This is a genomic window from Cupriavidus sp. SZY C1 (genome assembly GCF_032190535.1).
GTDB lineage: Bacteria > Pseudomonadota > Gammaproteobacteria > Burkholderiales > Burkholderiaceae > Cupriavidus > Cupriavidus pauculus_C.
Genome location: NZ_JAUANU010000001.1, coordinates 59,601 through 73,506 on the forward strand (window position 1 = coordinate 59,601; position 13,906 = coordinate 73,506).

Sequence of the window (13,906 nt, forward strand, 5' to 3'; positions counted from 1 at the left end):
CACGGGCGCGCGCGCCTCATCCCTCCCCCAGCAATTTCTCGATCGCCGGCCGCGCATGGCCGACGAAAGCCGCAACCGCGGCTGGGTCCAGCGGCAGGCCGGACGATGTGCCCAGGTAGCCCGCGCGGGCTTCGGCCAGGACGGGGCGATGGTCCGCCGGCAGCCGTTCGAGCAGCCATGCGGCGGCCGTGTCCTTGGCGGCGATATCGCCGGTCTCCGCGCTGTACCAGATCCGCGCCAGCGCCAGCACCACGTTCCGTTCGTCGCCCTGCCAGTCGGCCGGGCCGTTCCACTGGGCCAGCGTGTCGCGCAGCGCCGCGGCGAAGTCGGCGGCCGGCACGGGGTCGAAGCAGTCCCTGGCCGGACGCCCCACCACGGCCACGCTGTGCCGTCGCGCCTGGGTCAGCAGGAGGGTCAGGTCGGGATCGGTCATGGGCGGCTCGAAGCGGTCGGCCAGCAGGTCGGCGCGCAGCCATTCGCCGAACTGCAACTCGCGCCGCGCGGGATGCCGCCACGGCACCACGGCGTCTTGCGTGACCACGGTGACCTCCAGCGGCCGCCACGCGCCGTCCACGCCGGGGCGCGCGGAGACCGTCAGCAGTTCTTGCAGCAGCCCCTGGCGCGCCGCGTCGGCTGGCGGGGTGGACACGCTGACCAGCAGGTCGATATCGCTGCCCGGCTTCAGCCCGCCTTCCACCGCCGATCCGAACAGGTGGATGCTCCGCAGCGTATCGCCAAGGTGCCGGGCGATCACGGCGCAAGCCAGCAGTACCTGCCCGGCAATTTCGGGGGGAATCGACTCGTGCGCCATCCCGATCATTCGCATTTACTCCTCAAGCTGTTGTCACTTGCCAAGCGGCAAACCCTGAGCATCATCCATAGCCCAGAGTGGCCGTTATATCCAGCCCCTACCCTCCCTCCGGGGGGCCCGGCCGGCCCCGTCCGGTCATGCCGGGGTCATACAGCGCTCCCCATAATCACGCCCATTATTCGTTGGATGGCCTTGCACAGAGCGAGGCCGAATCCCTTCGCCGAAGGGCTTGACATTCGTAATGCCGGGGAGCTTTGCCATGACCATTCGTCAGCGCATCGTGCTGCTGATCGTCCTGATGTGCCTGGCGTTGGCCGCGATTGGCGGCTACGCGGTGCTACAGACCCGTTCCAGCGCTTCTGAAGTCAAACAGGTGACCGAAGGCGTGGTGCCCAGCGCGCTGGCATCCGCCGACGTCGTGTCGCTGGTCAAGGACATCCAGCTGGCCACCATGACCCTGGTCTACGCGCCCGACGCCCAGTTGCTGGCGCAGGCGCAGGACGACCTCAAGGCCCGCCAGGCAGCCCTGCGCGACGCGCTGGCCAGGCAGGCCGGCAACGCCGCCACGCACGCGCAGAAGGGCCTGCTGGCCCAGGCCGACGAAAGCCTGACCAACTACTTCGATGCGATCCGCGAGACGGCCGAGATGAAGGCCGCCGGCCGCGACGAGATCGCCCAGGCGTTCCTGTTCGCCAACGTGGCGCGCTACCGCGACGAGATGGAAAAGATCGTCGACACCCTGCGCGTGGAAAAAAACCGCGAGAAGGACGACGCCATCGCCACGCTGAACGGCAAGCTGGCCAGCGCGGCCGGCACCATCGGGCTGGTCAGCGGCGCGGCCGTGGTGCTGCTGACGCTGATCGGCTGGCTGCTGCACCGCCAGATCGCCCGCCCGCTCACGCGCATGCAGGCCACCATGAGCGAGATTGCCACCAGCCAGGACTTCACGCGCCGCATCGAGGTGGGCCGCATGGACGAGATCGGCCACTCGATCGCCGCGTTCAACCAGATGATCGAGCGGATCCAGGAAAACGCCTCGCTGCTGCGCCAGAAGACCACCGACATCCAGGCCATCCTGCAGAACATGCAGCAGGGCATCCTGACCGTGGTCGAGGGCGGCGTGGTGCACCCCGAGTACTCGGCCTACCTGGAGCAGATCTTCGGCACGGGCGACATCGCCGGCCGCCGTTTCATGGACCTGGTGTTCGCCGATACCCCGCTGGGCGCCGACGCCCTGGCGCAGGTGGACGCCGCCATCGACGCCTGCCTGGGCCAGGACGGCATCAACTTCGTCTTCAACGAGCACCTGCTGCCCACCGAGATCGAAAAACGCCTGCCCGACGGCACGGCCAAGGTGCTGGACCTGAGCTGGTCGGCAATCACCGACGATGCCGACACCATCATCCGGCTGATGCTCTGCGTGCGCGACGTCACGCAGCTCCGCGAACTGGCCGCCGAGGCCAGCGAGCAGCGCCGCAGCCTGGAGATCATCGGCGAGATCCTGGCCGTCAGCGAAGAGAAATTCCACCAGTTCATGGACACGGCCCACGGCTTCGTGCACGAGAACGAGCACATCATCCGGCAGGCCACCGAGGCCGACAACGCCGCCATTGCCGCGCTGTTCCGCAACATGCACACGATCAAGGGCAACGCGCGCACCTACAAGCTCCAGCATCTGACCGACGTGGTGCACGAGGCCGAACAGCGGCTGGAACTGCTGCGCAACCTGGAGCGCGAGGCCGGCGAGTGGAACCCCGACGCGCTGCTGAGCGACGTGGCGCGCGTGCGCGACACACTGAGCCGCTACGCCACCATCAGCGAGGACAAGCTCGGCCGCAAGGGCCGCGGCCGCGCCACGCCGGCACAGGAGGCCGCACGGCTGGCCGACGCCGAGCTGCAGCGCATCCGCCAGAGCCTGCACCTGCTGGAAACCACGCCCACGGACAGCCTGGCCGAGCTGCTGTCGATGCGGGCGGCCGTGCACCGCATCCTGCGCGTGCTGGACGCCACGAGCCTGGCCGAAGTAGTGGCGCCCGTGGTCGACGCCCTGCCCTCGCTGGCGGCCGAACTGGGCAAGGCCGCGCCCGAGGTCAGCATCCAGGACAACGGCTACCGGCTGCGCGCCGAGGTCACCGGCATGCTGGAAAACGTGCTGACGCACCTGCTGCGCAACGCCATCGACCACGGCATCGAACCGGCCCCGGCGCGGCTGGCGGCCGGCAAGCCGGCGGCGGGCCGCATTGTCATCGAGGCCGGCGTGGACCAGCAGGCGCTGCAGATCACCGTGGCCGACGATGGCCGCGGGCTGGCGCTCGACAAGATCCGCGCCACGGCCGTGGCACGCGGCTGGATTGCCCCGGACACCACGCCCGGCGACGACGCGCTCGCGCAGCTCATCTTCCGCCCGGGCTTCTCGACGGCCGATACGGTCACGACGATCTCGGGCCGCGGCGTCGGCATGGACGCCGTGCGCGAGTTCCTGGCCCGCTCGGGCGGCAGCATCGCGCTGCGCTTCACGGACGCCCACGCCGGCGCGCCGTTCCGGCAGTTCCAGACCGTGGTCAGCCTGCCGGAACGCTTTGCCGTCGACAGCGTCGCCGTGCTGGCCGAGACGCCGGCGCCGATGCCGCTGTAGCCCGCCCGCGCTGGCCGGCATCAGCATTCAGGATCAGGACGAGGAACACGCAGCATGGGTGAGTATTTGATAGGGGCGCTGCTGGGCGCGGCAATCGTGGCGGTGCCGGCGTGGCTGGCGTGGCGGCGCGGCGCGCGGACGGCGGCGCTGGCGCAGGCCGGGCGCGAGGCGGCGCTGGCACGGCTGCAACAGGATCACGCGGACCTGGGCGCCCGCCTGGACGCCGCCGAGCAGGCGCGGCAGGCCCTGCAGGACGAGATCGATCGCCTGCGGGCCCAGGCCGCCGGCCACGCAGCGACGCTGGCGCAACGCGACGCCGACCTGGCCGCCAGCCGCCAGCGCCAGGCCGACGCGCAGCGGCAGGCGCGCCGCATCGCCGAGGAAACCACGCGGCTGCGCGGGCTGGCCACGACGTTCGAACGCTGGCACGCGCACATGATCGCGCTGATGGCCAGCAACCGGGCCATGCACGCGCAGAACCTGGAGCTGTCGGCCATCGTCCGGCACGTGGTCATCGTGTCGCTGAACGCGTCGATCGAGGCGGCCCGCGCGGGCGCGGCCGGGCGCGGCTTTGGCGTGGTGGCCAGCGAGGTCCGCGCGCTGGCGGCGCGCTCCGAGGCGCTGTCGAAGAGCTATGGCGACAGCCTGCACCAGAGCGACCTGATTACCACGGCCACGTTCCAGGACATCCAGGCCGGCGGCAAGATGGTGACCGCCGCGCTGGCCAGCGTGGCACTGCTGGCCGATCAGTTCGAGGCGGCCTGCCCGTGAGCGCGGACCTGATCAGCGCCCAGGCGCGGCACAGCCTGGCGCACGTGCTGCACCGCGCGGTACGGTCCCGGCTGGTGCTCGACGCCGGCGACCCATGCACGATCACCGACGCGCCCCCGGCAACGGGTGACGCGGCCGGCAGCGTGGTGGTGCTCACGATCGCGTCGATGGGCTTCCGCTACATGCTGTTCCTGCGCTTTGGCGACGACCCGGCCACCGCCGGCTACTACGCGGCCACCGGCGACCTGCGCGACGCGCTGCTGGAACGCGGCAACCTCTGCTGCGGCGCGATCAACCAGGACCTCGGCCGGCATTTCCCGGACCTGGGCATGTCCACGCCCTACGTGCTGGACGCCGCCTGCTTGCGGCACGTGGACAGCCTGCACCCCGACCACCGCGCCGACTTCGACGTCGTGATCGGCCCGGCCGTCCACGTGGCCGTGACGATGTGCCTGTTCACGCGCGTGCCGGTCGACTTCCACGTGGCGCCCGACGCCGAGGAAGCGACCACCGACGGCGAACTGGAACTGTTCTGACCCCCTTTGGAGAAACCATCTTGGCAAGGATTCTGGTAGTGGACGATTCAAGCGCCGTGCGCGACGAGGTAGCCGGCTTCCTGCGCGGCAACGGGCTGGACGTGCAGACCGCCGTCGACGGCAAGGACGGCCTGTCCCGGCTCAAGGCCGACCCCGGCATCCGGCTCGTCATCAGCGACGTCAACATGCCCAACATGGACGGCCTGACCATGGTCGAGAAAATCCGCAGCGAACTGGCCAACCCGACGGTGAACGTGGTGATGCTGACCACCGAGAGCAGCCAGGCCATGAAGGACCGCGGCAAGGCCGCCGGCGTCAAGGGCTGGATCGTCAAGCCGTTCAAGGGCACGGCCGTGCTGGAGGGGTTGCGAAAGCTGGCGGGGTGATGGGTTGGATGGTGGCGAGGGATGGTTGGCAGGTTGAAGCGCTTGCCCTCTCCCCCGACCCCTCTCCCGCAGGCGGGAGAGGGGAGCAACCCCCCGGCATTACCCGCGCCGTAGCCCATGGTTTTCTCCCCTCTCCCGCGCGCGGGAGAGGGGCCGGGGGAGAGGGCCAGCCGCACAACACCCACCGCCCCGTCCAACCACCCCCATAAACCAACAGCTAATTGCCCACCCCCGCATTGCCCACTACCATAGCCACTCGTCAAACGGCTATCCGCCCCATCCATCGCCCAAAAAAGCGCCGAAAACATCACCCCTCTCACCCAGGACCCAAACAATGACAAAGGCAGACAAGAAGAAGTACCTCAAGGCATTGAACCGCCAGCTTGCGCGGGAAGCGGGCAAGGATTTCGGGGCGAGCTTCGTGTTCTACCCGGTCGGCGCCAAGCCGAAGGACGCCACCGGCGTGACCGCCAGCCCGGCTGCCGATGCGCGGGCGCTGGGTGTGATGGAAGCCGTGCAGGCGCGCGTGTTTGCAGACTTCGGCGGCGCGGCCTGATCCCGATGGCGATGCTGCCCCGCCACAGCGATCCTAATTTCTACGCGCTGCTGGCCGACAGCCACGCGCGCATCCTCGGCAAGCCGCTGGTGCCCCAGCCGATGTCACCGGCCGACGCGATGCACTGGCTCTACGAAGACGCCCCGTTTGCCGTGCTGGCCCACAACACCGCCGCCGATCCGGTCTTCGTCTACGGCAACAAGGCCGCGCAGCGGCGCTTCGGCTATGACTGGGACGAGATTACCCGCCTGCCGTCGCGGCTGTCGGCCGAGGCGCCGAACCGCGAGGAGCGCCAGCGCTTTCTGGAGCGTGTGCAGCGGCAGGGCTACGAGTCCGGCTACAAGGGCGTGCGGATCACCAAGGCTGGCCGGCGTTTCATGATCAAGGAAGCCACGCTGTGGCAGATGATCGACGCCGACGGCGTGCTGCACGGCCAGGCGGTGGTCATCCCCCGCACGCGCGACCTCTGACCGGCCGCGCGTGGGGCCCGGCGCTCAGGCCACGTCGAAGAAGTGGGTGCCGTCGCGCTCCAGCTGCGCGATGAGGCCGAATTCCCAGTCCAGGTACGCCTGCATGGCGGCCGCCGCATTGTCGGTGCCCTCGTACGGCCGGCGATAGCGGTCCGTGCGCGGCACGGCCAGCCGCGTCTCGCCGGCTTCCACCGGCAGCCCAGCCGCGGCCCACGCCGCGGTGCCGCCTTCCAGCACGAACACCTCGGCATCGGTCAGCCCGCGCAGGTCCGCCGCCGCAAAACGCGCCAGCAGGCTCGATCCGCAGGTCAGCACCAGCCGGCGGGCCGGCCGGATGACCGCCAGCGCCTGCTTCAGCTGGGCGCGGATGGCAAACCACGCGCCCGGGATGTGCCGCTTGACATAGTTGGCGCTGGTCGTCACGTCGATCACGGCCGCATCGCCGGCGTCGAGCCAGCCGGCCAGCGTGGCCGGTGCCACGGTGGCCACCTCGGGCGGCGCCGGATGATGCGGCGCCGGCGTGCCGCGTTCGGCCCGGTCGGCCGCCGTCGCGCCGTCCACCACGTAGACCTCCCACCCCATCTGCGCGAGCCACGATCCGGTCATGTTGGCCCGCACGCCATCGTCGTCGGCCAGCACGATCCGCGCGCCCCGCACCGGCGCCTGGTGATCGGTTTCCTGCACCAGCTGGCCGCCCGGCGCGCTGGCAAAGCCGGGCAGATGGCCGTCGGCATATTCCTCGGGCGTGCGCACGTCGAAGCGGTAGACCGTTCGGGCCGGCGCCGTCAGCGACGCCAGCCCATCCAGCGCGATGCGCCGCACGCCGGCGCGCTCGGCAATCGCCCGCGCGCCCTCGCGCGCCTGCGCCAGATTGGCCGCCTCCACCTGGGCCGGCGCGCGGCGGCTGGCGCCGTGGGCGAGCGTCTGGCCCGCCAGCGTCCAGCCGATCGTGCCGTTGCGCAGCGCGGCCACCGGGTTCGGAATGCCGGCGTTGACCAGCGACTGCGTGCCGATGATGCTGCGCGTGCGCCCCGCGCAGTTGACGATGACCTGCGTGCGCGGGTCCGGCGCCAGCTCGCGGATGCGCAGCACCAGTTCCGCGCCCGGCAGGCTGGTCGACGTCGGGATGTTCATGGTCTGGTATTCGTCGAAGCGGCGCGCATCGACGATCACCACGTCGGCCTGGCTGTCGATCAGCGCCTGCACCTCGGGCGCGCTCAGCGACGGCGTGTGCCGCCGCGCCTCCACCAGTTCGCCGAACGACTTGCTCGGCACGTTGACGTCGCGGAACACCTCGCCGCCGGCCGCGATCCAGGCATCGAGCCCGCCATCGAGCAGCGACACGTCGGTGTAGCCCAGCGCACGCAGCCGCGCCGCCGCGCGCGGGGCCAGGTCCTCGCCATCGTGGGTGCCGTAGACGACGATGCGCGTGTCGCGGCGCGGGATGCGCGTCCAGGCATCGAGTTCGATCCGCGACAGCGGAAAGTTGGCCGCCCAGAGCGGGTGCTGCTGCGCGAACGGGTCTTCCTCGCGCACGTCGATCAGCGCGATCTCGGCGCGGTCGAGCAGCGCCTGGCGCACGGCCAGGCTGGGGGTGACGGGGAATGGCGGGTGGTGATCGGTCATGAGGGTCAGGCGTCCTTGGAGCGGTCCCAGGGATTGGGCAGGGTGGCGTTGGAATAGCCGGAAATGAAGGTCTTGGTGCCGCCGGCATCGGGGTAGACGTGGCGCCGCACCGCGCCGATGTTGGCGCCGTAGACGTGGATGCTGATCGACACGCGGTCGTCGAACGCGTTGTGCACGCGGTGGATGTCGCCCACCGTCGGCGACACCGCCTCCACCTGCCCCGGCGCCAGCCGCACCGCCTCGCCGTGCGGGCACGGCACGCCGTCGGCGTCCACCGCATACGGCTGCGCGTACTCGGCGCCGCGCAGCATGCCGATCAGGCCCCACACCGTGTGGTCGTGGATCGGCGTGCGCTGGCCCGGCCCCCAGACAAAGCTGACGATCGAGAACCGCTCGGCCGAATCGCAGTGCAGCAGCATCTGCTGATAGAACTCGGGGTGCGGCTGCGCGTAGGCGTCGGGCAGCCAGTCGTCGCGCGCCACCAGCTTCGCCAGCAGCTTGCCGCCGGCGTCGAGGATGCGCGGCTCGTCCGGGTGCGTGTCGAGCAGCGCGGAAAATGCCGTGATGAAGTCGCGTAGCGGCGCCAGCCGTTGCGCGGCAGGAAGCGTCTCAGCCATGGGCGTGTCTCCGGAAAAGGACGTTCACCGTCTGCGGTTGCGGCGAATCGACCCCAACCATAGCACGATGGCGGACGCGCGGCGCGGGCTCAGCGGCCCAGCGCGGCGCGGCCGGCGGCGGTCAGGATGGCGTCGTTCTGCGGCGTGTGGATGCGGCTGCAGAGCACGTCGCGATAGTGGCGTTCCAGCGGGTTGTGCCGGCTCAGGCCGTGGTTGCCCGATAGCTGCAGCGCCAGTTCCACCGCGCGGATCGCGTTGGACGTGACCGTGTACTTGACCAGCCCGCTGTCGGCCGGCGACGGCGGCGTGCCCGCGTCGGCCTGCGCCGCCAGGTCGTCCAGCAGCACGCGGTTGGTGCGCAGCAGCGCGGCCATCTCGCCCACCGCTTCCTGCACGCGCGCCAGCGTGGCCAGCGGCTGGCCCAGCCCGCTCGGCACGCGCTCGCTGACGAACTGCCGCACCCAGTCCACGCCGGCGCGCGCCACGGCGTCGTACAGGCTGCCCAGCAGCGTCACCATCCACGCCTGCTGGTCCGCGCTGGCATCGAAATCGGCCTGGCTGCCAGACGTGGGCGCCCAGGCCGCGGGCGGCCGGATATCGACCGCGTTTTCCAGCGGGATCCAGACGTCCTCGAACACCACCTCGTGGCTGCCCGACGCGCGCAAGCCCATGTGGTGCCAGCTTTCGATCACGCGGATGCCGGGCGTGTCGGCAGCCGGCTTCGGCACGAGGAAGAAGCCGACGCGCGGCTCCGGCTCGTGCGTGCGGGCCCAGACGGCCAGCCATTGCAGCGCCGGGATGCCGGTGGTGTAGAGCTTGTGGCCGCTGAGCCGCCAGCGGTCGCCCACGCGCATCGCCACCGTGGCCGGCAGCCCGCCGCGCGACGGCGAGCCCAGTTCCGGCTCCACGCGCAGCGAATTGATCAGCGCGCCCGACGCCACCGCGCTGCGGAACACCTGCTCGCGCACGGCGTCTGGCCAGCGCGAATCGCCCCGGCCGATGGCGCGATGCTGCAGGTAGGTCATCGTCAGCACCAGCGCCGTGGCGGCATCGCCGCCGGCCACCGCCGCAATCACGCGCCGCGCCTCGGCCAGCCCGGCCTCGCCGCCACCGTGCGCGGCCGGCACCACGTGCGACACCAGCCCGCTGGCGTGCAACCGGGCGAAGTGCTCGTGCGGAAAGGCGCCGGTCTCGTCGTGATGGGCGGCGCGGGCGGCAAAGCGCGCGGACAGGTCGGCCAGCACGTCGTCCAGGCGGGCGGCGGGGGTGGGCAGGCGATGCAGCGATGACGCGGACATGAAGGGTCTTCCTGATGGGGGATGGCAACGTGGCCGACAAGCGTACCCCCGGCGCCCGGCCCCGCGTAACGACCCATATCGCATATCGACCCGCGTCCGGCGCGCATATGGAGCGGCGTTTTTATTCGTTTGGCGCGCACCGGGCCGGGCGTACGGTTCTCGTCCGTACCCCACGCCAACCAGGAGCGTCGCGCATGAGCGTCAATTTCATCGGCATGATCCAGAGCCAGAAGCAGTCCGAGATCCATCCGCCCGCCGGCCCCGTGGTCGACCGCGACTACGTGCGCGCCTTTGCCCAGGCCCACGAGCAGGCCGGCTTCGACCGCATCCTGGTGCCGCACCATTCCACCGGGCCGTCGGCCACGCTGACCATCGCCTACGCGGCGGCCGTGACCGAGCGCATCCACTTCATGCTGGCGCACCGGCCCGGCTTCACGTCGCCGACGCTGGCCGCGCGGCAGATCGCCACGCTCGACCAGTTCAGCGGCGGGCGGCTGGGCGTGCACTTCATCTCGGGCGGCTCCGACGACGAGCAGAAGCGCGATGGCGACTACCTGGACCACGACCAGCGCTACGCGCGCACCGACGAGTACCTGGACATCCTGCGCCGCATCTGGACGGCCCCGCAGCCGTTCGACCACGCCGGCACGTTCTACCGTTTCGAGCGCGGCTTCTCGGAGGTCAAGCCGGCCCAGCAGCCGCACGTGCCGATCTACTTCGGCGGTGCCTCTGACGCGGCCATCGCGGTGGCCGGCAAGCATGCCGACGTCTACGCGCTGTGGGGCGAATCGCTGGACCAGGTGCGCGAGCTGACCACGCGCGTGCGCGCCGAAGCGGCCCGGCACGGCCGCACGGTCAACTTCTCGGTGTCGTTCCGGCCCGTGCTGGCCGATACCGAGGCCAAGGCATGGCAGCGCGCCGACGACATCCTGGCCCGCACCCGCGCGCTGCGCGTGCAGGCCGGCTACAGCCGGGGCGGGCCGCAGCAGAGCGAGGGCGCGCGCCGGCTGCTGGCGGCGGCCGAGCAAGGCGACCGCGTCGACCAGCGGCTGTGGACGGCCATCGCGCGCGAGACGGGCGGCCGCTCGAACTCGACCGGGCTGGTGGGCACGCCCGAGCAGGTGGCCGACGCGCTGCTGGCCTACTACGAGCTTGGCGTGACCACGTTCCTGATCCGCGGCTTCGATCCGCTGGAAGACGCCGTCGACTACGGGCGCGAGCTGATCCCGCGCGTGCGCGAGCTGGTGGCCGCGCGCGATGCCGGCCAGCGCCGCGCCGCCTGAGGCGCCGGCCGTCCACCACATCCACCATCCAATCCACAACAAGACGGGGAGCGGGAAATCCCAACCATGAGCCAGAACACACTCCAACCCGACGCGCGCCGCCGCCAGGTGCTGCGGCTTGCCGGCACGGCGGCCATTGCCGCCCCGGCGCTGATCCTGGGCCGCCAGGCGTGGTCCGCGCCACGCAAGCTGACGTTCGCGTGGAACCAGAACTCGTTCTGCCTGACGCCGGTGGTCGTGGCGCAGGAACGCGGCTTCTTCGAGAAGAACGGCCTGCAGGTGGACCTGATCAACTACAGCGGGTCCACCGACCAGTTGCTGGAATCGATTGCCACGGGCAAGGCCGACGCCGCCGTGGGCATGATCCACCGCTGGCTCAAGCCGCTGGAAGCAGGCTTCGACGTCAAGATCATCGGCAGCTCCCACGGCGGCTGCGTGCGGCTGGTGGGATCGAAGGCGGCCGGCGTGACGACGCTGCAGTCGCTCAAGGGCAAGACCGTCGGCGTGAGCGACCTGGCCGCGCCGGGCAAGCATTTCTTCACGATCCTGCTGGCCAAGCACGGCATCGACCCCGACCGCGACATCACGTGGCGCCAGTACCCGGCCGACCTGCTGGGCGTGGCCGTGGACAAGGGCGAGATCCAGGCCATCGCCGACGGCGACCCCAACCTCTACCTGCTGGAAAAACGCACCAACGGCGCCTACGTGGAACTGGCGACCAACCTGACCGGCGAGTACGCGCGCAAGGTCTGCTGCGTGGTGGGCGCGCGCGGCGAACTGGTGCGCAACGACCGCCCGGCCGCCGCCGCGCTGGCGCGGTCGATCGTCCAGGCCACCGACTACGTCAACGAGAACCCGAACGAGGCGGCCAAGGTCTTCGCCAAGTATTCGCCGAAGATCAGCCCGGACGACCTGCGCAAGCTCTACGCCACGCTGACCTACACGCACCACCCGACCGGCGTGGACCTGCAGGAGGAAATCGCGTTCTACGCGGGCGATTTCCAGCGCATCGGCGTGCTCAAGAAATCCACCGACACGAAGAAGCTGGCGCAGCACGTCTACGCCAACGTGCTGGGCTGACACCGGAGACCGAACATGGCAACGTCGTCGCAAACGCTCGACGCCCCGCTGCTGCACGGCGGGGCCACGCGCCCGGCCGCCAGGGTCTGGCCGGCCGGCATCGTCGCCGCGCTGGCCTGGGGCGCCTTTGGCCTGGTCACGCTGCGCTGGCCCAACAAGGTGGCCGGCTTCAGCGACTGGGCCTATACCGAGGAACTGGGCATCGCGGTGCTGGTGGCCGCCGCCGCGCTGCTGGCCGTGGCGCTGGCCGGCGGCTACCTGCGCCCGCTGCGGCGCGCGGACCCGGCGCTGCGCCAGGCCGGCCCGTGGCTGGTGGCGCTGCCGCTGGGGCTGGCCGCCTGGGAAATCCTGACCGCCAAGACCGCCACGCTGCCCACGCCGTTCTTTGCGCCGCCGCAGGCGCTGATCGAGGTCTACGTCGACGACTGGCGGCGGCTGGGCGACAGCGTGCTGAACACGGTGAAGCTGCTGGGCTTCGGCGTGGCCTACGGCGGCGTGGCCGGCTTTCTGATCGGGGTGTCGATCGGCTGGTCGCGGCGCATCGGCTACTGGGTGCATCCGGTGCTGCGCGTGCTGGGCCCGCTGCCGTCGACGGCGCTGCTGCCGCTGACGTTCTACTTCTTCCCGTCCAGCTACGCGGCGGCGGTGTTCCTGATCGCGCTGGCCACGGCCTTTCCGGTGGCCGTGCTGACGTGGTCCGGCGTGGCCGGCGTGAACAAGAGCTACTACGACGTGGCACGCACGATGGGCGCCTCCGAATGGTTCCTGGTGCTGCGCGTGGCCATTCCGGCCGCGCTGCCGCAGGTGTTCGTCGGCCTGTTCATGGGGCTGGGCGCATCGTTCTCGGTGCTGGTCACGGCCGAGATGATGGGCGTGAAGTCCGGGCTCGGCTGGTACCTGACCTGGGCCCAGGGCTGGGCGTCGTACGTCAACATGTATGCGGCGCTGATCGTGATGGCGCTGCTGTTCTCGGGCGTCATCACGCTGCTGTTCGCGGTGCGCGACCGCGCGCTGTCCTGGCAGAAAGGAACCGTCAAATGGTAGCCGGCATCGTGCAACCCACCGCCGACCGCGCCGCGCGCGGCGCCCGCATCGACATCCGCGCCGTCAGCCACGCGTTTGGCGACGGCGACCAGGCGCTGCCCGTGCTCGACGGCGTGAACCTGGCCGTGGCGCCGGGCGAATTCGTCGCGCTGCTGGGCCCCAGCGGCTGCGGCAAGTCCACGCTGCTGCGGCTGGTGGCCGGGCTCGATCAGCCGTCGCAGGGCCAGATCCTGCAGGACGACGCGCCGATCGACCGGCCAGACCCGTCGCGCATCGTCGTGTTCCAGGACCCGACGCTGTACCCGTGGCGCCGCGTGCGCGACAACGTGGCGCTGGGCCTGCAGGCGCGCGGCCTGCTGCGCCGCGAGGGCCATCGCGTGGATGCGGCGTTGAAGCGCGTGGGGCTGGAGGCGTTTGCGCGGGCGTTTCTGCACCAGTTGTCGGGCGGCATGGCCCAGCGCGTGGCCCTGGCGCGCGCGCTGGTCAACGATCCGCGCCTGCTGGTGCTGGACGAACCGCTGGGCAAGCTCGATTCGCTGACCCGGCTGGCGATGCAGGGCGACCTGGTGGAACTTTGGCAGCGCGCCGGCTTCTCGGCGCTGCTGGTCACGCACGATGTGGAGGAGGCGCTGTTCCTGGCCCAGCGCGTGATCGTCTTCAGCCAGCGGCCCGCGCGCATCACCGCCGAGATCCGCGTCGACCTGCCCTACCCGCGCCATCGCGGCGATCCGCGGCTGGCCGAACTGCGCCACGAGGCGCTGCGCCACCTGGGTCTCGATGCAAGCTGGTAAGC

Annotated in this window: 14 protein-coding genes; 10 read left to right on the forward strand and 4 right to left on the reverse strand. The window is 70.8% G+C overall.

Annotated features, from left to right (window positions below; genetic code table 11):
• Positions 1-16: 16 nt before the first annotated feature.
• Positions 17-811: an aminoglycoside adenylyltransferase family protein gene (locus QTN24_RS00265; protein WP_313835372.1), complete on the reverse strand. Its 795-nt coding sequence runs from the start codon at positions 809-811 to the stop codon at positions 17-19.
• Between the two features lie 259 nt (positions 812-1,070).
• On the opposite strand from QTN24_RS00265, the gene QTN24_RS00270 reads away from it, so the two are divergent.
• From QTN24_RS00270 to QTN24_RS00295, 6 genes are all read left to right on the forward strand, one after another.
• Positions 1,071-3,446 carry an ATP-binding protein gene (locus QTN24_RS00270; protein ID WP_313834959.1) on the forward strand — a complete coding sequence of 792 codons (2,376 nt, stop codon included), beginning with the start codon at positions 1,071-1,073 and terminating at the stop codon, positions 3,444-3,446.
• A gap of 54 nt (positions 3,447-3,500) precedes the next feature.
• A complete protein-coding gene (locus tag QTN24_RS00275; protein WP_313834960.1) occupies positions 3,501-4,217 on the forward strand; it encodes a methyl-accepting chemotaxis protein in 717 nt (238 codons plus the stop codon).
• Positions 4,214-4,753 (forward strand): hypothetical protein, encoded by a 540-nt coding sequence (locus QTN24_RS00280; RefSeq protein WP_253699814.1) that lies wholly within the window; start codon positions 4,214-4,216, stop codon positions 4,751-4,753. Before QTN24_RS00275 ends, QTN24_RS00280 begins: the two co-directional genes overlap by 4 nt.
• 20 nt (positions 4,754-4,773) lie before the next feature.
• Positions 4,774-5,139: a response regulator gene (locus QTN24_RS00285; protein WP_124683889.1), complete on the forward strand. Its 366-nt coding sequence runs from the start codon at positions 4,774-4,776 to the stop codon at positions 5,137-5,139.
• A gap of 334 nt (positions 5,140-5,473) precedes the next feature.
• A complete protein-coding gene (locus tag QTN24_RS00290) occupies positions 5,474-5,695 on the forward strand; it encodes a hypothetical protein (protein ID WP_124683888.1) in 222 nt (73 codons plus the stop codon).
• A 5-nt stretch (positions 5,696-5,700) separates the two neighbouring features.
• Positions 5,701-6,165, forward strand: a complete 465-nt coding sequence (locus tag QTN24_RS00295) for an MEKHLA domain-containing protein (RefSeq protein WP_409558959.1) — start codon at positions 5,701-5,703, stop codon at positions 6,163-6,165.
• Between the two features lie 24 nt (positions 6,166-6,189).
• On the opposite strand, the gene QTN24_RS00300 is transcribed toward QTN24_RS00295, so the two are convergent.
• The 3 genes from QTN24_RS00300 to QTN24_RS00310 form a co-directional block, all read right to left on the reverse strand.
• Positions 6,190-7,791, reverse strand: a complete 1,602-nt coding sequence (locus QTN24_RS00300) for a rhodanese-related sulfurtransferase (RefSeq protein WP_313834961.1) — start codon at positions 7,789-7,791, stop codon at positions 6,190-6,192.
• 5 nt (positions 7,792-7,796) lie between these two features.
• On the reverse strand, positions 7,797-8,408 hold the full coding sequence (locus QTN24_RS00305) for a cysteine dioxygenase (RefSeq protein ID WP_313834962.1): 612 nt from the start codon (positions 8,406-8,408) through the stop codon (positions 7,797-7,799).
• A gap of 89 nt (positions 8,409-8,497) precedes the next feature.
• Positions 8,498-9,706, reverse strand: coding sequence for an acyl-CoA dehydrogenase family protein (locus QTN24_RS00310; protein ID WP_313834963.1), 1,209 nt, complete (start codon positions 9,704-9,706; stop codon positions 8,498-8,500).
• Between the two features lie 194 nt (positions 9,707-9,900).
• Here QTN24_RS00310 and QTN24_RS00315 point away from each other — a divergent pair, with 194 nt between their 5' ends.
• From QTN24_RS00315 to QTN24_RS00330, 4 genes are all read left to right on the forward strand, one after another.
• Positions 9,901-10,989, forward strand: coding sequence for an LLM class flavin-dependent oxidoreductase (locus tag QTN24_RS00315; RefSeq protein WP_313834964.1), 1,089 nt, complete (start codon positions 9,901-9,903; stop codon positions 10,987-10,989).
• Positions 10,990-11,055: 66 nt separating this feature from the next.
• On the forward strand, positions 11,056-12,069 hold the full coding sequence (locus tag QTN24_RS00320; protein WP_313834965.1) for an ABC transporter substrate-binding protein: 1,014 nt from the start codon (positions 11,056-11,058) through the stop codon (positions 12,067-12,069).
• Positions 12,070-12,084: 15 nt separating this feature from the next.
• On the forward strand, positions 12,085-13,113 hold the full coding sequence (locus tag QTN24_RS00325; protein WP_313834966.1) for an ABC transporter permease: 1,029 nt from the start codon (positions 12,085-12,087) through the stop codon (positions 13,111-13,113).
• Positions 13,107-13,904, forward strand: a complete 798-nt coding sequence (locus tag QTN24_RS00330; protein WP_313834967.1) for an ABC transporter ATP-binding protein — start codon at positions 13,107-13,109, stop codon at positions 13,902-13,904. Before QTN24_RS00325 ends, QTN24_RS00330 begins: the two co-directional genes overlap by 7 nt.
• Positions 13,905-13,906 lie beyond the last annotated feature (2 nt).

Bases quoted from the DNA above. Each gene is read 5' to 3' on its own strand.
- QTN24_RS00320 (WP_313834965.1), top strand. From the start codon at position 11,056: ATGAGCCAGAACACACTCCAACCCGACGCGCGCCGCCGCCAGGTGCTG.
- QTN24_RS00290 (WP_124683888.1), top strand. From the start codon at position 5,474: ATGACAAAGGCAGACAAGAAGAAGTACCTCAAGGCATTGAACCGCCAG.
- QTN24_RS00295 (WP_409558959.1), top strand. From the start codon at position 5,701: ATGGCGATGCTGCCCCGCCACAGCGATCCTAATTTCTACGCGCTGCTG.
- QTN24_RS00310 (WP_313834963.1), bottom strand. From the start codon at position 9,706: ATGTCCGCGTCATCGCTGCATCGCCTGCCCACCCCCGCCGCCCGCCTG.
- QTN24_RS00305 (WP_313834962.1), bottom strand. From the start codon at position 8,408: ATGGCTGAGACGCTTCCTGCCGCGCAACGGCTGGCGCCGCTACGCGAC.
- QTN24_RS00315 (WP_313834964.1), top strand. From the start codon at position 9,901: ATGAGCGTCAATTTCATCGGCATGATCCAGAGCCAGAAGCAGTCCGAG.
- QTN24_RS00300 (WP_313834961.1), bottom strand. From the start codon at position 7,791: ATGACCGATCACCACCCGCCATTCCCCGTCACCCCCAGCCTGGCCGTG.
- QTN24_RS00325 (WP_313834966.1), top strand. From the start codon at position 12,085: ATGGCAACGTCGTCGCAAACGCTCGACGCCCCGCTGCTGCACGGCGGG.
- QTN24_RS00330 (WP_313834967.1), top strand. From the start codon at position 13,107: ATGGTAGCCGGCATCGTGCAACCCACCGCCGACCGCGCCGCGCGCGGC.
- QTN24_RS00275 (WP_313834960.1), top strand. From the start codon at position 3,501: ATGGGTGAGTATTTGATAGGGGCGCTGCTGGGCGCGGCAATCGTGGCG.
- QTN24_RS00265 (WP_313835372.1), bottom strand. From the start codon at position 811: ATGGCGCACGAGTCGATTCCCCCCGAAATTGCCGGGCAGGTACTGCTG.
- QTN24_RS00270 (WP_313834959.1), top strand. From the start codon at position 1,071: ATGACCATTCGTCAGCGCATCGTGCTGCTGATCGTCCTGATGTGCCTG.